Genomic DNA, 17,888 nt, shown 5'->3' with positions numbered 1-17,888 from the left:
ACGAAGCCTTCCTCACCCTCGCCTGCGCCATCATCTGCTGGCGCCGACTCCAACACTCAAAGAGTTAGGAGTTGTTAGAGTAGAGCAGCAGGTCAGCGTCACGTTGACGCGTGCTCCAGCGGGCTCTTCCGCCGACTGGGTGGACGGTGCAGGACGCACATATGATGCTGTCGGCAACTTCCCGAGCCAGTTCTTCGAACGGCAGTGGCCTCAACTTCAGTACCAGATCGAGCGTCACCTGGGCAAAGCTGACCTCGTGCCGGTCGACGTCTCCAGGTTCTCGGCGGAGCAGATCGCAAGGGTCGAACAGTTCATCGCGGACCGACGCCTCGGTCCGCGCGTATTCATCGTGGGGAAGTGATGGCCGGCATCATCGTGTTGAGGCCCGGGGTCGACTGGACGGCAACAGGAGGCCTGTTCGACTGGACGCTGGAGTTCCTGATCTCCCGCCTGTCCGACAAGCGGGAGGCAGACCGCCTTCAGGAAATCGTCGACAACAACCTCGGGTCGCTGTGGCTCCACGACCTGCCCGAACCGGTGCAACGGGAAGTCGTCAGCCACTGGCGTGGCGGCCTGGTCGCAGCCGGAGAGCAGCAACTACCCGACACCGACGAGAAGGCGGGTGTCATCCGCCACCTTCAGGAGCTGGTGGATGCCACGTACATGGCGGGCCTTTTCGGTCCCGCCGGGCCGGCACCGTCGACGCCGTAACGGTGGATGGCGCAGGCGACACCACCGTTACCCAAACGCCGATCGGCTCACCTTGAATGTCGGTCGGCGCGAGGTCGGAGCGCGTTGATGGCGACCTTCGATGAGTGGCTGGAGGCGTATGACATTGTCTACCGCACCCTGCCAGCAACATCGGACCTGCAATGCCCGAACTGTGCCCACCGGACGCTGCGCCTCGTCTTCACCGCGCCACCAGGATCTCGATACGGTTACGCCTCGTTCTGGTGTGACAGCTGCCTGGAGGGCATTCATCTATCCAGGGCGCCAATCCCGGAGGGGGTCGCCGCACGCTCCCTCGAAGCGCCGGCCGAAGAACGTGGACGTGGCCTCCCCAACTATCGGTTGATCACGTAGCCCCTATCGACAAGCAGGTTACCGATGAGGACAGTGGGATTCTTCCGGGAACTCGGCCCGGAACCGGTCGAGGTCTACGCCGACAGCATCCGTGCTCACCTGGCTCCGGAGCCACTACCCGACACCGATCGGGTGACCCGGTACCTGCACGACGGGCACGGCCTGATCGACGTGATGGGCGCGGAACCGGATGTCCTGGGCAGCGGTCAACGCCTTGTCGGTGGTGCCTCGATCATGACCGACGGTGAATGGATCTGGCGCGACGACCTGCGGTTCTACGTGGCCACCTACCACGTACGGCTTCCTGATGACTTCCTCGCCTCCATCCGGGCAAAGGGCTATCAAGTGCCTGATCTCCGGGTCGATGACCTTCGTGTGGCGGGCAAGGAAGCGATGCGCATTCTCGGCTACCACCGGCCCTCGGCCCCATCACGCCCCTGACTCTCACGGTTCTCATCGACTGCCGGCACGGCAGACACGGAAGGTGGGGGCGAACCCAGTTGGACGCTAGCGTTGCGACCGTGCGGGTCATGGCGGACTACGAGAGCTTCCCGACCTGGCTGACCGGCACCTCCGGGCCCGGCAACATCGACCCCCGCGAGCTGTCGATCTCGGACGACCTGGCGAGTGCCCTGCTGCGTTGGGCGCAGGCGTACGACGACACCCTGGATCCGGACGATCCGGCGGCGTCGGGGTTCACCAGCGCCAGCCAGGAGGCGGAGTTCTACGCCAGCGGCTACGAGTTGGCCCGGCGGCTCGCCACGGAGCTTTCGGGCCGCTGCCACGTCGAGTACTTCGACGAACGCACCGGCCAACTGACCCGCGTCGACCCGTAGGAGCGACGCCAGTTGCCTGCCCGAGCGGCCGCTGTTGCGTGGCGGGATGCGGAAATTCCGGCACCGTCCGGTGTCCGGCTGAGCGGCCCTGGGCGCGTGTCGCGCCGATAACCTGACCGGAGGCCGCCCGGCTGGCCTGGCTGTGGGCGTCGTACATCATCGGCACTTTGCGCCGCCCCGGCACCGACCGGCTCCGCTCTTTCCCCTGAATTAACCCGCTGTCGGAAACACGACAGCCAGTCGGCTGTGGCCTCAGTCCACTCGACACTACGTTCAGCGTTCCATGTGTAGTCCCCACACGGAGGTCGGTATGAGTGGACGACGTTGGGAAGCAGACATCTCCGCCGAACTCACTCGCCGCTGGGGCAAGTCGTCGCACGAGCTGGGCAACACCTCCGGCGACGGGAGCTGCCCCGACATCTGGGAACTGAGCAACGGTGACGTGGCGATGATCGGGCAGGACGCCACCGAGGAATACCTCAGCCGCCTCCCGCAGGGCGTGTCCATCGACCCCGGCGAACGGCTTGTCATCGTTCCCCGATCAACCATGATCGCTGCAAAGGCGGACATTCCCGATGCATGACCTTCTCGGCGGGGATCCCGGAGAGCGGCTCGACCTGGAGGAATACTGGGCGGACTTCGAGGACCGATTCTGGAAGACGGCAGCCCCGGGCTTCTGGAAGCTGGAACGGCAGCAGACCTTCAAGGAGCCCGGTGACGAGGGCTGGCAAGCCTTCGCCGACGGTCGCTGGGAGGACTCGCTGCGCATCTTGGACGCGCGTCGTGGCGAGTTCGCTGACTACTACCGACGGGTCGCCGAGAACGGCTTCGCCACCCGACGGGTACGCGTCGTCGACGAGCCCCTCACGCCCTACATGCAGTGGGAACTGCACGTGCTGCGGCTGCGCCACGAGTACGGCGGCCTGACCCGTGTGGTGGACTCGGCCAGGGTCGCCAGCGCCGAGGCGACGGGCGTCCTGCCGGAGATCTACACCCTCGGCACCCAGGTCATGTACGAGGCGATCTACGACGCCGACGGTGTGCTGGCTGCGGCCCGCCGCTGGCTCGACCCGGAATTGGTGGCACGCTGCCAGGCGTACATCGAGTCGCTCTACCGCGACGGCGAACCGCTCGACGAGTTCTTCGCCCGCGTGGTGGCACCCCTGGAGCCGCCACGGATCGGATGACGTGAGTGATGCTCTTCCACCGGAGCGAGGCCGACCATGATCCGCCGCCGCGACAGCTCCCCGCCGACGTGCGTGGTTTCGTCAACCGGGTCGAGGAACTCCTCGCCCTCGACCGGTTGACCGGTCACGATGGCCGCCAAGGAGATGGCGGCCGCGTAACCCTCTCGGTGATCAGTGGCACTGCCGGGGTCGGCAAGACCTCCCTCGCCCTGCGCTGGGCGCATCGGATCCGGCATCGGTTCCCCGAAGGGCAGCTCTACGCCAACCTGCGGGGATACGATCCCGGCGAACCGACTCGCCCGGAGGTGGTACTCGATCGGTTCCTGCGGGCCCTCGGGGTGCCACCCGCCAGCATTCCCGCCGACTTTGAGGATCGGGAAGCCCTGTACCGGTCCAGGCTGGCCGAGCGGCAGGTGCTGCTGGTCCTCGACAACGCGGCCACCGCCCGACAGGTGCGTCCACTGCTGCCCGGAACGGACACCTGCCTGACCATCGTCACCAGCCGGAGCATGCTGTCCGGCCTGGTCACCCGCGACGGCGGCCGACGGCTCACTGTCCCCATGCTGACCGAGGACGACGCGGTCGCACTCCTACGCAACGTCACCACCGATTACCGCCGCGACGACGACCCCGCCGAACTGGTCGAGCTGGCAGGGCTCTGCGCCCGGCTGCCGCTTGCCCTGCGGATCGCCGCCGAGCGGGCCGCGAGCCGGCCGTTCATGCCGCTCGGTGAACTCATCCGGGACTTGCGCGACGAATCGGCCCTGTGGGACGCGCTCACCGCCGAGGAGGACGAAGAGTCCGACGCGGTGCGGACGGTCTTTGCCTGGTCCTACCGAGGGTTGGGCGCGACCGAGGCCCGATTGTTCCGGCTGCTCGGGTTGCACCCCGGCCCCGACATCAGCGCGCAGGCCGCCGCCGCGCTGGCCGGGGCGCCAGCCGCTCGGGTGCGCCAACCACTCGATGCGCTCGTCACCGCGCACCTCGTGGAACAGCACGCACCTGGGCGTTACCACCTGCACGACCTGTTGCGCGCATACGCCATCGACCAGGCACGGCAATTCGAGGACGAGCAGGAACGCCGTGACGCGCTGCGTCGCGTACTGGATTGGTATCTGCACACTGCCGACGCCGCGCTGGCGCGGACACTACCGTTCAATCGGACCGTGCCTTTGGACCCGCCGACCGATGTCACACCGCTGACCTTCGTCGGCTCCACCGACGCGGACGCCTGGTTTGACGGCGAACGCGAGAACCTGATCGCCGTCACCCAGGCCGCCGCGGGCATCGAGGCCGACGCGCCACGCACAGCCTGGCAACTCGCCACGATCCTGCGCAGCGTCTTCATGCACCGCAACGCCTTCGATGGTTGGTTCACCACCGCTCGGGTCGGGCTGGCTGCGGCTCGCACGCTGGGCGATCGGCGCGGCGAGGCGGAGGCCCTGGAGAGCCTCGGCAAGGCCCACTTCCAGGCCCGTCAACTCGACGAGGCGGTCAGGTACCACCGGGCTGCGCTGGCGATTCGGCAGAGCATCGGGGACGAGCACGGCACGGCGGTGTCGGTGAACGCCCTCGGGCTGCTGGGGCTGCGCCATCGCCGCCTCACCGACGCGCTCACCCACTTCACCGACAGCCTGACGCGATTCGAGCGGATCGGGAACCAGCGGTGGCAGGCCCTGCTGCTCAGCAACCTCGCGGAGACCCGTTACGAACTCGGTGAGCTGGCCCTCGCCGCCGCGCTGCTGGATCGCGCACTCACCGTGCAACGGAAGATCGACGACCGGGGGCAGGAGGGCAACTCGCTGTTCTTCCTCAGCATGACGCTGCGAGAACTCGGTCGCATCGACGAGGCCGCGGATGCCATCGAGCGAGCGGTCACCGTCGCCGAGGACGCCGGGAGCCCGGTGTGGCTGGCGCACTGGCTGGTCGAGTACGCACGGGTGCTGCGCGCCCGGGGGCGCCCGGCCGAGGCATTGGAGGCGGTGCACCGGGCGGCCACGATCCAGCGCCGACTCGGCGATCGCAGCCGCGAGGCGATGGCGCTCGACGGCGCGGGCGAGGCGTACCGGGAACTGGGTCAACCTGACGAGGCGGTGGCCTTCCACCTGCGCGCGGCCGCCGCCCACCGGCAACTCGGAGACGCCTGGCAGTTGGCGGTGGCCCTGGATCACCTGGCTGCCGCCCTCGTCGACGCGGACCGGGCCGAGGAGGCGGACGTGCCCCGGCGGGAGGCGCTGGCCCTGCTCGCCACATTCGACGACGCCCGGGCCGCCGCCCTGCGTGACCGCCTCGAAGCTGCCGGAAGGGACTGATCCCGCCGAGCGGAACGGCCACGTCTTCCCTGCTCCACACGACACATACCTGCCAACCGGTGGCGAAGCGCAACGAGTACGCCGGTGCCGGCATTCCGCAACACTTGGTCGTCGACCAGGATCGATGGCGGACTCGACGCAGCCCGAGTGGGTGGCAGGCGCGGTGAGGCGGGGGGCAGAAGCCTGCTCCCCCGCCCTTCACTGCCGTGGATCGGGTGCCGGTAACGGGCTCAGGTGCTTGGGCGAGATCGCTGCGGCACGTCGTTGTAGCGGGCGGTCAGCACTTCGAGCATGTGCCCGTCGGGGCCCAGAAAATACAGTCGTCGGCCGGTTCCGTCGCGGTTGACCTCGCCGACCTCAAGAGGCCGCTTACCGGGCGGGTCGGCCGTGTACGGCGTACCTTCGCTGTCGAAGCGCGATTTGATGCGGTCGAAGAGCCCGTCGCTCACCAGGAAGGCGTAGTGCTGGGGCTGCACCTTGACCGGCGGAGCCGCGAAGTTGATGACAACCAGATCATCGAGTTGCACCGACTGGAAGAAGCCGTTCTCCCAGGGCTCGCGCAGGTCGAGCAGCTCCACGAAGTAGCGGGCGGCAGCGTCACGATCAGACACCGGAATGATCATGTGATGCAGTGATGCGGACATTGTCGTTCCTTGACGTTGTGCCACCTCCATCACCACAACGTCGTTGCGGCCAGACGCGATGACACCTCGCGGAGATGGTAAACCGAGGCGGACGGCATCTCAAGCAGCGTGCCGCCAGCCACCAACCGCAACAATCCGCGTCTGAGGCCGGACGCTACCGGTAGCTCCAGACCACCGGCCGGGCCTTGTAGATCGCCGCCCCGGCGAGGTAGCGGTTGCCGACGTAGGAACCGTTGAGCTGGTACAGCCAGACGTTGCCGTGGCCGTAGGTGCCGTCGCCGTTCTTGCCGACGACCCGGGTGGTGAAGACCAGCCCGCCGGAGTGGTTACCGACACTCTTGATCTTGTTCGTGTCGATGCTCCCCGGGGCCCGCCAGAACTGGTTGCGGTTGATGTCGTACTGGTAGACGTGCCTGGTGTTGCTCATCCACAAGCCGGCGGGGCTGCCGTAGATCGGTGACAGGTCGTGCACGTTCCCGGTGACCGACCGGCAGGCGGCGTTGGTGAGCCTGGGCGAGGTGGCCGTGCCGCTCACCTTGTAGCTGCAGAGCCGGGTGCCGCCGGCCGCCCAGAGGCGCTTGATGGTGCTGTCCCAGTAGACGGCGTGCGCCTTGGCGAACGACTTCGTGGCGGCCGGGCTGGTCCGGCCCTTGCCGTAGAGGGTGAGCTTGCCGGGGTCCGAGGAGGCGACCACGGCAGCGCCGGTGGGCAGCAGCTCGATGGCGTGCGGGTTGCCGCCCGGGACGAACTGGCGCCGCAGCTTGCGGGTGGAGTAGTCGACGATCCCGGCCCGGCCGCCGGAGGCGGCCACCAGGACCACGTACCGCGAGCCCTGCTTGCGGAACTTGACCTCGGAGAGGTTCTTCCAGCCGCTGCCGGCGGGCCGCTTCCACGACCACAGGGCCGAACCGGCCGTCCACCGGCTGGCGCCGGCGCTGAAGATCCTGACCCCGTACCGTTGGTCGACCACCGCGACCCGGTCGCTGGCCGCCTGCGCGCCGGTCGGCGCGACCAACACTCCCACCATGCCCACCGTCGCCGCGGCGAGGGTTGCGCCGATCGCGCGCCACCGCCGTCGCATCCTGTCTGCCGATCGCATCATCGCCATGAACCTCCCGTGTGGCGTGCCCCGTCGGGGCGTTGACGGGTGCGACCTGCGGAATGCCGGCCCGCACCGCGCCTGATGGTGCCCGAGCGTAGGCAGCTGGTCACGAGCCGGCAATTATCCTGCTAAATAGGTGACAGCGGGCCGGCCCGCACCCGCACGCCAGCCAGGGCCGGTGCCGGGCACGCACCCCGGCGCGACGGCTGCGTCATCGGCTGCGTCATCGGCTGCGGGCGGCGACCGGATCCTTCGAGCCCAAGGTCGCACCGTGGTCGGCCCAGATCTGCTCGACCGCAGCGCCGAGCCGACCGGTGTATACGGCACGCGCCGATCGGGAACTGGTCCCGATCGGCGCGGTCGGCGAAGTGCGGTCAGCGAACTGCGGTCGGCGGTCGGCGTGTGTCAGCCGAGGTGCCGGGCGAAGAACCGTAGCGCGCTGTCCAGCTCGAATGCCGGCAGTTCCACGTGCTTGCCGGGGTTGGCGTGCAGCGTCTTCTCGGCCGAGCCGAAGGCGTCGAAGAGCGCCAGGCCCTGGGCCCTCGGCACCCGCTCGTCGTCCCACTGCAGCAGGAACTCCACCGGGACCGTGATCCGCGCAGCGGCCTCGGCCGACGCCAGCGCCCCGCCCAGACCCAGCACCGCCGCGCGGACCCGGGGTTCGGCGGCGACGAAGGGAACGCCGAGCCCGCACCCCAACGACACGCCCCAGTACCCCACCGGGCCAGCGCCGACGTGCTCGAGTTGCTGGACCGCGTCCAGGACCGCCTGCCATTCCGGGACGGTCTGGCGGGCCACGAGCGCCTGGAAGGCGGCGAGCAGCGGAGCCAACTTCGCACCGGCGTCCACGCGCGCCTGGTTCTCGGTGACGATGCGGTGGTACTGCTCGACCTTCGGCCGGTCGCCGTGGCCCGGTACGTCGACCGCCGCCACCGCGAAACCGCACTCGGCTACGAAGCGGCGCGCCCGGAAAACGACGCCGGGGGCCGTCTTGTGTTGACCGCCGCCGTGGCCGATGAGGATGAGCGGACGAGCCCCGGCGGCACCTTCCGGCGTCCAGAGCACGCCGGGAATCTCGCCGAGGGTGAAGAGCTGTTCGGTGACGCCGTCGGACGACGTCTCAGCGGTGAAGCGCATAGCGTTCGAGCCTTTCGGGATGCCTTCTTCGGGCACTCCCTAGGCCATCCGAGCGAGGGAGTCCCGACCTGTCACAGCGTTGATCGGTCTCACCTCCTCAGCTCGCAGCAGAACGACGCCGAGCGTATCAGCAAGGGCTTCACCCATGCCCCGGCGCGCTTCGGGCGGTCAATGGTGCCAGGAGCGCCACAGGGCCGCGTACGCCCCGCCGGCGCGGACCAGCTCGTCGTGGCTGCCCAGCTCGGTGATCCGGCCGTCTTCCAGCACCGCCACCCGGTCGGCGTCGTGCGCCGTGTTGAGCCGGTGCGCGATGGCGATGACGGTCCGCCCGGTGAGCACCGCCGCGAGGGCCCGTTCGGTGCGCCGGGCGGTGGTCGGGTCCAGCGCGGCGGTCGCCTCGTCCAGGATCAGCGTGTGCGGGTCGGCGAGCACCAGTCGGGCCAGGGCGAGCTGCTGCGCCTCGGCCGCGCCGAGCTGCCGGGCCCCGTCGCCGATCGCCGTGTCCAGGCCGTCGGGCAGGTCGGCGTACCAGTCGGCGCCCACCGTGGCCAGCGCGGCCCGCATCCGCTCGTCGGAGGCGTCGGGCGCGGCGAAGGCGAGGTTGTCGCGGAGCGAGCCGATGAAGACGTGGTGTTCCTGGGTGATCAGGGCGATCCGGCGACGCCGCTCGGCCGGGTCCAGCTCGGTGATCCGATGGCCGCCGATGCTCACCTCGCCCTCGCGGGGGGCGTCGATGCCGGCGAGGAGCCGGGCCAGCGTGGACTTGCCGGCCCCCGAGGGGCCGACGACGGCCAGTCGCTCGCCGGGGCGTACCTCCAGGTCGATGCCGTGCAGCACGTCGCGGCCGCCGTCGTACGCGAAGCGCGCCCCGCGCACGACGAGCCGCTGCCCCGGCGGCACCCCGGCGGTGCCGGGCGGTTCCGGCGGCACCTGACCGACGCCGAGCACCCGGGCGTACGAGGCGATGCCGCGCTGGGCCTGCTCGGTCCAGAGCAGGACCCGGTCCAGCGGGTCGATGGCCTGTTGCAGGTAGAGCGCGGCGGCGACCACCGCGCCCAGCGACACCGTGCCCCGCGACAGCAGGTAGCCGCCGCCGAGCAGCACGGCGGCCACCGGCAGCGCGTAGCTGGCCTCCACCACGGTGAAGAACACCGTGCGCAGCGCCAGGGTCCGGCGGCGGGACTGCCACACTTCGGCGATGCGCCCGGTGCCGTGCCCGATCCGCTCGTCGGCCAGCCGCAGCGCCTCCACGGTGCGGGCGCCCTCGGCGGTGGTCGTCAGCGTCTCGGTCAGCTCGGCGGTGGTGGCACCCTCGGTCAGGTAGGCGGGGCTGGCGCGGCGCAGGTACCAGCGGGTGACCGCCGCGATCGACGGCAGCCCCGCCAGGGCGACCAGGCCGAGCACCGGGTGTAGCAGGAAGACCGCCCCGAAGAGCAGCAGCAACTGCGCCGACGCGACGACCATCGTCGGCACCACGTCGCGGACGGTGGTGCCGACGGTCGACACGTCGACGGAGCTGCGGGTGGCGAGGTCCCCGGAGCCGGCCCGTTCGACGACGGAGACGGGCAGGGCGAGGGTGCGCCGGACGAACTCCTCCCGCAGGTGGGCCACCGCGCGCTCGCCGAACCGGTGCCCGACGTACCGGGCGTAGCGGGACAGCAGCGCCTGGGCCAGCACGCAGCCGGTGATCGCCAGCGCCAGCCGGTCCACCGTGCTCACGGGAGCGCCCGCGCCGACCTGGTCGACGATGCGGCCGAGCAGCCACGGCGAGGCCAGCCCGGCCACCGTGGCGGCGACGTGCAGCCCCAGGGTCAGGGCGACCGCCCGTCGGTCGCGGCGGAGCAGGTCGACCGTCGCCCGGCGTACGGTGGCCCGGCCCGCGACCGGCAGGGCGCTCACCGCCGCACCCCCTCGGCCCCGGCGGACGGGTCAAGGTCGGCCCGGTCGAGGTCGTCGGGGTCGAGGTCGTCGGCCGCGTCGCGGGCCACCAGCGCCCGGTAGCCCCGGTCGCCGTCGAGCAGCTCGTCGTGGGTGCCGGTGGCGACGATCCGGCCGTCACGCAGGTGGGCGACGGTGTCGGCGTGGCCGAGCAGCAGCGGCGAGGTGCCGAGCAGGATCGTGGTCCGGCCGGCCCGCGCCGCGCGCAGCCGCTGGGCGATGCGGGCCTCGGTGTGCGCGTCCACGGCCGAGGTGGGGTCGAGCAGGATCAGCACCTCCGGTTCGGCCAGCAGCGCCCGGGCGAGCCGGACCCGTTGCCGTTGGCCGCCGGAGAGGGTGCGGGCGCGGGTGCCGAGCGGGGTGTCCAGGCCGGCGGGCAGGGCGTCGGCGACGTCCTCGGCGGAGGCGGCGCGCAGGCCCGCCCTCAGCCGCGCGTCGCCGCCGTCGACATCGGTGCGCCCGTCGCCACCACCGACATCGGTGCGTCCGACGCCGCCCCTGGCACCCGGGCGGGCGGCATCGGTGCGGCCGGCGCGGAGGATGTCGCGCAGGGTGCCGGCGAAGAGGTAGGAGTCGTGGTCGGCGACGAGGATCCGCGCGCGTACCTGCTCGAGCGGGACCGCCGTGAGTGGCACGCCGCCCCACGTGACGCCGCTGGCAACGTACCGGCCGAGCCGGTCGGCGAGCGCGACGGCCTCGGCGGGGTCGGCGGCGGCGACGCCGACCAGCCGCCCGGCCGGCACGGTCAGGCCGGTGGCCGGGTCGTGCAGGTCGGCGGGGCCGGCCGGCGCGGCCCTGGCATCGGGCCGGCGGGCGGCGGGCACCACCGGCGACGAGGCCGGCTGGGGCGCGGCTGCCGGCTCCTGCCGGGCGGCGGTCGGCTCGACCGGGGCGGCGGTCGCGTCGTCGGGGGTCAGCCGGAGCAGGGCGACGATCCGGCCGGCGGCGACCCGCCCCCGGATCAGCTGGTAGCCGCTGCCGAGCAGGAACCAGATCGGCACGGTGAGGATCGCCACGTAGCCGTAGACGGCGACGAGCTGCCCGACGGTGATCTCGCCGCTGGCCGTCATCCGGGCCCCGAGCCACACCACGGCGGCGAGGAACAGCCCGGGAATGCCGATCGTCACGCCGTCGATCCAGCTGTTGACGGCGCCGACCCGGTAGCCCTCGGTCAGCAGCCGCCGGGACCCGGCGGCGTACCGGCTGGCGAAGAGGCCCCGGCCGCCGACCCCGGCGAGGATGCGCAGCCCGGCCACGATGTCGCCGGCCCGGGTGGTGAGGTCGCCCTGCTGCTGCCGGTAGGCCGACTCGGCCCGCTCCAGGCGGCGCAGCAGGGGCCAGACGATGGCGGCGATCACCGGCACGCCCAGCAGCACGCACGCCGCCAGCAGCGGGGACACCGACCAGAGCACGACGGCGATGACCGCGTACGCGAGGATCGCGCCGACCCCGGGCCCGGTCAGGGTCAGCAGCTCCGCCGTGTGGCCGAGGTCGGTGCTGCCCACGGTGGCCACCTGCCCGGTGGCGAGCCGCCTCGGCAGCACCGCCCCGAGCCGGGTCAGGTGGCGCAGCAGCACGGCCGCCGAGCGGGCCTTCGCGTCCTCCCGGATGAAGGTCATGGTGCGGTGCCGCATGATGCCGAGCCACGCCAGGGCGCCGCCGGCGAGGACGATCGCCGCGACCCAGAACACCAGGGCGGCGGTATCGCCGGCGCGCAGTCCGTCGTCGACGGCGCGGGAGACCAGGTACGGGCGGACCGCGAGCCCGATCATCCAGGCCGTGCCGAACGCGCTGCCCCGCAGCACCCGCCAGGGCTGGCAGCGCACCAGCCACCAGATGAACCTCATCGGCCCTCTGGTGTCCGGGACTCCGGGGTCGGGGTGCGGGATCCGTGGCGGCACCGGGTCACGGTACCGGCCGAGGTCTGTGCCCCGCTGACCATTTCTTACCCGTTGCGCCCGATCCCGCGCCATCCGCCGCGTCGCACCCCCGCGCTCGGGCTCACCGCCCCATTTCGGCCTCGTACGCCGTGGCGAAGCGCAGCCGGGCGGCGGGGGCGAGGCAGAGGTGCCAGGCCGGCCCCTCGTCGACCACGTTGAGCTCACCGGCCCGTTGCCGGGCGAGCAGCAGGCCGGCCAGGGCGTCGCGGGCGTCGAACCGCTCGAACCAGGCCAGCTCCACGTCCACGGCGTAGCCGAGGCAGTGGCCGCTGGGCACCAGCGCGGCGTACCCGAGGCGGCGCAGCCGGTGCTGGTGCTCGGCGCTGTGCACCAGGGCGGTCACCTCCAGCGGCGGGGTGCCGGGCGGGGCGCTGCGGGCGAACTCGCGGCCGAGGTCGTTGAGCAGGCCGACCAGTTCCCGGCGGGCCCGGCGGAACCGCAGCCCGGCGGTGCGGGGCCGGGCGTCGGGCAGCAGCCGCCGGCCCAGCGCCCGCGCGCCCCGGCCGAGGAGGCTGGCGGGCTGCTCCTGGTAGCGGAAGCGGAGCAGGTCGCGGCGACGCAGCCACTCCAGGTCGACCAGTTCGGCACTGGCGTCGACCTGCGCGTCGGTCATGAAGGGGGCGACGTCGCGCCACCACATCACGTCGACGCGGGAGAGCAGGTAGCTGCGGACCAGGGCGGTGAGGTCGGGGAGGCCGGTGCGCGGGTTCGGCTGGTGACGGGACAGCTCCAGCAGCAGCGTCTCCCGGGCCCCGATGAAACCCTGCGCGGTGGCGTCGAGCACGGCGGCGATGGCCGGCTCACGCAGCCGCTCGTCGAGCAGCACCTGTCGGGCCCCCGCCGACTCCGGGTCGGCCAACGCCCCGACCTCGACCACCAGGTCCGCCACGGCCGCCCGGTAGGCGTCCAGGTCCGGGGCGGGCCGGCGGGCCACCCCCCGGGGCACCCGCCGCACGGGCGCGGCGGCGACGCCGTCGACGGACCCGGCGGCGACCGCCGGCGCGACCGGCGCGTCCGCGACGTCGGCCGCCGGCGTGACCGACAGCCCGCTGGCGGAGGCCGTCGGCGCGATCGGGATGGCGGGGGCCGCCGGGCCGAACGGCACTGCGGTGGGGGTGGGCGGGCTGCCGGGCGTCACCGACGTGCCGTACGGGGGACCGGAGCTTCGGCCGGGCACTGGCATGGTCGGGGCCCTCTCTTCCGACATGATCGGGTGCGGCTGACCTGAAAGCACCGTAATCCCCGCGAGGCGGGCAAGACCGAACAATCCTCCACTAAACCCCTGATGGGTTGGGGTGCCGAAGTGCCCGAACGGTGGCGTCGTCCCGGTCCTTTGTCGACAGGTAGACCGGTACGGCGGCTTTACATCGTGGTTTATAACGTTGTAGAAACGAGCCGGACGCCGTACCCCGACGCCCCCGCCCCCACCTCCGAGGCAGGTCCGATGCGACACCACCGCCACGCCGGCGCGCTCGCCGCCGTACTCGGTCTCGTCCTGGCCGCGACGGCCGCCGCGCCCGCCGTGGCCGGCCCCGAGGTCGCGCCCGTGACGCAGCGGGCGGCCGACACCGGCGGCGGCTACCGCAACCCCGTCTCGGCGGGCTTCGCCGACACCTTCGCCGACCCGGTGATCGTCCGGGGCGACGACGGCTACTGGTACGCCTACGGCACCACCGACCCGCTGCGCGAGGGCGAGGGGACGTTCCACGGCGTCCCCACGGCCCGCTCGGCCGACCTGGTCCACTGGGCCTTCGTCGGCGACGCCTTCGCCCCCGGCCAGCGCCCGCCGTACGCGGCCGAGGGCGCCGCCTACTGGGCCCCCGACGTGCGCCGGGTCGGCGGCCGGTACGTCATGTACGTGACCGTCACCGACACCACCGTCTCCCCCGAGGGCTCGGACTACGCCGTCGGGGCGGCCACCGCGCCCACCCCGACCGGCCCGTGGACCTTCGCCCCGGAGCCGGTGGTGTCCCCGCGCCCCGGCGCGGGCGGCGGCTGGCTCTGGACCATCGACCCGGCCCAGTTCACCGACGTCGACGGGCGCAAGTACCTCTACTACGGCAGCTACTACGGCGGCATCTCGGTCACCGAGCTCTCCGCCGACGGGCTGCGGGCGGTCGGCGCGCCGACGCCCGTCGCGATCGACAACAAGTTCGAGGGCAGCTACGTGCTGCGCCGCGACGGCTGGTACTACCTCTTCGCCTCCACCGCGAACTGCTGCGCCGGGCCGGCCACCGGCTACTCGGTGCAGGTGGGGCGGGCGCGCAGCCCGCGCGGGCCGTTCGTCGACCGCGACGGGCTGCGGCTGGACGCCTCCCGCGCCGGCGGCACGCCGGTGCTCACCCAGAACGGCAACCGCTGGATCGGCGTCGGCCACAACGGCTTCCTCACCGACCTGGCCGGCCAGGACTGGATCGTCTACCACGGCATCGACCGGGCCGACCCGTACCTGGACGAGCCGTTCGGCATCAACGAGCGGCCGATGCTGCTCGACCGGCTGGACTGGATCGACGGCTGGCCGACCGTGAACGCGGGTGCCGGCCCCTCCGACGGCCGCCGGCCCGCCCCGGTGACCACCGCCCGGCTCGACGACCGCTTCGCCTCGGCCGACCTGGTCGGCTGGCGGCGCACCGCCGGCGACTGGCGGGTCGCGGGCGGGCGGCTCACCGGCACCGGCGCGCTGACCAGTCGTACGCCGATCGGTGGGGACGTGCGGGCGGAGGCCGACCTGCGGCTCGCCGACGCCGACGCGGCCGGGCTGACCCTCGGCGACCGGGTGTCGGTGCGGGTGGATGCCGCCGCCGGGCGGCTGGTCGCCCGCGACGGCGCGCGGAGCGCCAGCGCGCCGCTGCCCGCTGGCCTCGCCGCCGCCGACCGGCACAACCTCGCCGTCGAGGTACGCGGGCGGGAGCTGATCGCGGAGCTGAGCCCGGCCCGGCTCGGCGACCAGGCGGCCGCGCTGTCGCTGCGGCTGGCCCGGCCGGTCGCCGGCCGGCTCACCCTGACCGCCACCGGCGGCGACGCCGAGTTCGACAACGTCAGCGCCGCCCGGCTCGCCGCCCCGGCCCGGCGGGCGGCGCCGGAGCCCCGCGCCGGGGCGCCGCTGCGCCGGTGGTCCGACGAGTTCGACGGCGGCCTCGACGCCGGCTGGCGCTGGGTGCGCCAGGACCCGGCGGCCACCGTCTCCGGCGGCGCGCTGCGCTGGCCGACGCAGGCCGCCGACCTGACCGGCACCGGCAACACCGCCGGGGTGCTGCTGCGCGACGCCCCGAACGGCGACTACCTGGTGGAAACGAAGGTCACCCTCGACCTCGGCGAGGAGACCGTCCGCAACTACCAGCAGGCCGGCCTGGTGGCGTACGTCGACGACGACCGCTTCGCCCGGCTCGCCCAGGTCGCCATCTGGAACACCCGCCAGGTCGAGTACGGCTACGAGCTGCCCTTCGCCGGCCAGCCGGTGTACGGCGGCACCATCGTCGGCGCTCCCGCCACCACCACCTGGCTGCGGTTGGCCCACCGGGTCGACCCGGTCACCGGCGAGCACGAGTTCCGGGCCGGCTCCAGCCACGACGGCCGGCGCTGGACGTGGGGCGGGGTGTGGACCTTCCCGGCCGACACGACGCCCCGGATCGGCCTGGTGGCGCACGGCGGCGCGCAGCCGCCGGTGACCGCCGAATTCGACTACCTGCGCTTCTACCGCTGACGCAGGTGTGAGCCGGACGGCCGGGGTGGGTGCGGCACCCCGGCCGTCCGCCCGGGCCTCGATTCCTGGAGAGGAAGAGTCCCGGCCCCAGTTTGGCCGAACGCGGCCGATCGCGCAGCCCCCCGCACCGACATAGAACTCGTCACGGTTCAAGGGCCTGGCGCACCCTTGGCCATTCCTCGGCGGTGACGCTGTAGAAGATCGAGTGCCGGACGTGGCCGTCGCGCAGGATGCGATGGTTGCGGAAGACACCCTCGCGGGTGGCACCGATTCCCTCGATCGCTCGCTGTGAGCGCAGCCCGGCGCGTGCCAGGGCAGCCGACCGGCGGCGTCGGCGAGGACGTCCCAAACGGCCGCGTGCAGGGCGGTCAGCGCCGGTGCGGGCGGGCTGACCGCCATCCGAGGACGCTGGTACGACGGTGACCGGGGGCCTCCGTCGCGCGGACGAGGCCCCCGGTCACGGGGTGGTGCCGAGGATCAGGCCGGTGGAGCCGGCAGAGTGTGCGCCTCGAAGCGAACATTCGACGGCATCGCCGCCGCCAGCGCCGGCCCGATCTGGCGGTCGTACACCCGGGTGGCGTCGTTGAGGTTGCGATACAGGATCATTCAGCCATTGCCGCTGCTGTTGCTGACCGCCGCGACCGTCGGGTCGGTCGCCGCCGGGTCACTGGTCTCGCCGTTCACCCGCGCCCAGTCGCCCCAGGCGCCCGAGCCGGGGGCGGCCTCGAAGACCCGGTAGACCTCGTTGTCCGTACCCCGGACGACCACCGCGGTCCGGCCGAGGGCGTGGGCCCGGTTGACCTTCTGCCAGGCGGAGAGTTTCGGCCGGTAGCGGTGCCGTTTGAACGGGGTTCGGATGCTGCTGCGGGCCGCCGGAGCATCCATCACGGGCGGCTATCGTGTCATCCGGTTGAGGTCCAGGTCCGCGGTCAGTAGCGGGCCGGCCAGGTCGGCGAGGGCCGGCAGCCGCCCGACGATCCGGGCAGCCAGATGCAGCGCCGCCGCGACCGGGCGGTCCGGACCCCCGTCGTCGGCGTCGGCGTCGGCGTCGAGCGGCAACCCGACCGCCGCCATGCTGGCGGCCAGCCGGTCGGGGTCGTCGCCCCACCGCCGCCACACCGCCTCCGGCGGGAACTCGGTGATCAGAGCGCCGTCGACCGCGTAGGAGAACGAGTGTGACGCCGCATAGTCGTGCCGCATGACGCCCACGGCCCGGCACCCGCGGGAGACGGCTACTACCCGGTCATCCTCGGCGACCTCGTAGGTGCCCACCACCATCGTCCACCCCGCCAGGGCCGTGGCGAACGCGATCGGTCGCGGTTCCAGATGACCGACGATCTCCCCGGCCAGGACGAGGAACTCGTCGAGGCTGCGCTGCTTCACCGTCTCCGGCCGGGCCGCGAACCGGGTCAGCGCGGTGGCCGGGTCGACGCCCTCCACGAACACCATCCCGACCATCTCGCCGAGCAGATCCTCATCGACGACAGCGGCGACGAACTGGGCTTCGGCCGTACCGATTTCATCCATGGCTTCTGACCCCCGCGTCGGTAAAGCGTCAGACTGTAGCGTCTTCACCGGGCCTTCGTGACCCCCACCGCGGCGATCTGGTCCGCCCTTGCGACCGAGCCTGGAACGCTGCGGTCAAGCACCCGACCGGCGCGGCTGTACTCACTGCCGCGATCGACGTCCGGTGATTCGGCATCCGCCGGCCATTGGTCCTTTTTCATTGAGCCATTCTCATCCTGCATAGCGGTTCGTTTCGACGTGGCACAGGACGAGGATGGCTTGGACGATCGCGGTGGCTCGGAGTGGGCAGCAGCGCAGCTTGACCAGGAGCTTCCAGGTCTTGAGGGTGGCGATCGCGCGTTCGCCGCAGGCGCGGATCTTCGCGTGGGTCCGGTTCACGGCCCTCTGCCTGCGTGAGAGCTCCGGCCGGAAGCGGCGCCGCTTGAACGGCGTGCGCACGCTGCCAACCGCGACGGCCACCGAGGCTCTTTCTCGGTGGC

The 17,888-nt window shown here is 72.1% G+C and carries 15 protein-coding genes and 3 pseudogenes; 8 read left to right on the top strand and 10 right to left on the bottom strand.

Going from position 1 to position 17,888, the window contains the following annotated elements:
• From ACLQ2V_RS15730 to ACLQ2V_RS15700, 7 genes and pseudogenes are all read left to right on the top strand, one after another.
• A pseudogene (locus tag ACLQ2V_RS15730) lies at positions 1–361 on the top strand (hypothetical protein); the annotation flags it as partial.
• Complete coding sequence (locus ACLQ2V_RS15725) at positions 361–711, top strand: hypothetical protein (RefSeq protein ID WP_425719204.1); 351 nt, start codon at positions 361–363, stop codon at positions 709–711. The pseudogene ACLQ2V_RS15730 and the gene ACLQ2V_RS15725, both read left to right, overlap by 1 nt.
• Before the next feature lie 396 nt (positions 712–1,107).
• The gene (locus ACLQ2V_RS15720) at positions 1,108–1,524 is read left to right on the top strand and encodes a hypothetical protein (RefSeq protein ID WP_425719203.1); all 417 of its coding nucleotides are present in this window, start codon (positions 1,108–1,110) and stop codon (positions 1,522–1,524) included.
• An 89-nt stretch (positions 1,525–1,613) separates the two neighbouring features.
• On the top strand, positions 1,614–1,919 hold the full coding sequence (locus ACLQ2V_RS15715) for a hypothetical protein (protein WP_425719202.1): 306 nt from the start codon (positions 1,614–1,616) through the stop codon (positions 1,917–1,919).
• Positions 1,920–2,229: 310 nt separating this feature from the next.
• Positions 2,230–2,502, top strand: a complete 273-nt coding sequence (locus ACLQ2V_RS15710; protein ID WP_425719201.1) for a hypothetical protein — start codon at positions 2,230–2,232, stop codon at positions 2,500–2,502.
• Complete coding sequence (locus ACLQ2V_RS15705) at positions 2,495–3,106, top strand: DUF6879 family protein (protein ID WP_425719200.1); 612 nt, start codon at positions 2,495–2,497, stop codon at positions 3,104–3,106. The genes ACLQ2V_RS15710 and ACLQ2V_RS15705 overlap by 8 nt, the downstream gene beginning before the upstream one ends.
• 8 nt (positions 3,107–3,114) lie before the next feature.
• Positions 3,115–5,418 (top strand): ATP-binding protein, encoded by a 2,304-nt coding sequence (locus ACLQ2V_RS15700; RefSeq protein ID WP_425719221.1) that lies wholly within the window; start codon positions 3,115–3,117, stop codon positions 5,416–5,418.
• Between the two features lie 230 nt (positions 5,419–5,648).
• Here the strand turns inward: ACLQ2V_RS15700 and ACLQ2V_RS15695 are convergent, their stop codons facing one another.
• The 6 genes from ACLQ2V_RS15695 to ACLQ2V_RS15670 form a co-directional block, all read right to left on the bottom strand.
• Positions 5,649–6,062 carry a VOC family protein gene (locus tag ACLQ2V_RS15695; protein WP_425719199.1) on the bottom strand — a complete coding sequence of 138 codons (414 nt, stop codon included), beginning with the start codon at positions 6,060–6,062 and terminating at the stop codon, positions 5,649–5,651.
• A gap of 154 nt (positions 6,063–6,216) precedes the next feature.
• The gene (locus tag ACLQ2V_RS15690) at positions 6,217–7,143 is read right to left on the bottom strand and encodes a DUF6528 family protein (RefSeq protein ID WP_425719198.1); all 927 of its coding nucleotides are present in this window, start codon (positions 7,141–7,143) and stop codon (positions 6,217–6,219) included.
• Between the two features lie 426 nt (positions 7,144–7,569).
• Positions 7,570–8,301, bottom strand: coding sequence for a dienelactone hydrolase family protein (locus ACLQ2V_RS15685; protein ID WP_425719197.1), 732 nt, complete (start codon positions 8,299–8,301; stop codon positions 7,570–7,572).
• A gap of 168 nt (positions 8,302–8,469) precedes the next feature.
• Positions 8,470–10,200, bottom strand: coding sequence for an ABC transporter ATP-binding protein (locus ACLQ2V_RS15680; protein WP_425719196.1), 1,731 nt, complete (start codon positions 10,198–10,200; stop codon positions 8,470–8,472).
• Positions 10,197–12,086 carry an ABC transporter ATP-binding protein gene (locus ACLQ2V_RS15675; protein WP_425719195.1) on the bottom strand — a complete coding sequence of 630 codons (1,890 nt, stop codon included), beginning with the start codon at positions 12,084–12,086 and terminating at the stop codon, positions 10,197–10,199. The genes ACLQ2V_RS15680 and ACLQ2V_RS15675 overlap by 4 nt, the downstream gene beginning before the upstream one ends.
• A 154-nt stretch (positions 12,087–12,240) precedes the next feature.
• Positions 12,241–13,134 carry a hypothetical protein gene (locus ACLQ2V_RS15670; RefSeq protein WP_425719220.1) on the bottom strand — a complete coding sequence of 298 codons (894 nt, stop codon included), beginning with the start codon at positions 13,132–13,134 and terminating at the stop codon, positions 12,241–12,243.
• A gap of 489 nt (positions 13,135–13,623) precedes the next feature.
• Here ACLQ2V_RS15670 and ACLQ2V_RS15665 point away from each other — a divergent pair, with 489 nt between their 5' ends.
• Complete coding sequence (locus tag ACLQ2V_RS15665) at positions 13,624–15,882, top strand: family 43 glycosylhydrolase (RefSeq protein ID WP_425719194.1); 2,259 nt, start codon at positions 13,624–13,626, stop codon at positions 15,880–15,882.
• A gap of 477 nt (positions 15,883–16,359) precedes the next feature.
• On the opposite strand, the gene ACLQ2V_RS15660 is transcribed toward ACLQ2V_RS15665, so the two are convergent.
• From ACLQ2V_RS15660 to ACLQ2V_RS15645, 4 genes and pseudogenes are all read right to left on the bottom strand, one after another.
• A complete protein-coding gene (locus ACLQ2V_RS15660; protein WP_425719193.1) occupies positions 16,360–16,488 on the bottom strand; it encodes a hypothetical protein in 129 nt (42 codons plus the stop codon).
• A 177-nt stretch (positions 16,489–16,665) separates the two neighbouring features.
• Positions 16,666–16,752 (bottom strand): annotated as a pseudogene (locus ACLQ2V_RS15655) (IS5/IS1182 family transposase); the annotation flags it as partial.
• A 24-nt stretch (positions 16,753–16,776) separates the two neighbouring features.
• Positions 16,777–17,409, bottom strand: a complete 633-nt coding sequence (locus tag ACLQ2V_RS15650; protein WP_425719192.1) for a DUF6461 domain-containing protein — start codon at positions 17,407–17,409, stop codon at positions 16,777–16,779.
• A gap of 210 nt (positions 17,410–17,619) precedes the next feature.
• Positions 17,620–17,859 (bottom strand): annotated as a pseudogene (locus ACLQ2V_RS15645) (transposase family protein); the annotation flags it as partial.
• Positions 17,860–17,888: the final 29 nt, after the last annotated feature.

It is taken from the genome of Micromonospora sp. DT233 (assembly GCF_049841815.1).
Lineage (GTDB): Bacteria > Actinomycetota > Actinomycetes > Mycobacteriales > Micromonosporaceae > Micromonospora.
This window is presented reverse-complemented; position numbering and strand designations above follow the sequence as displayed.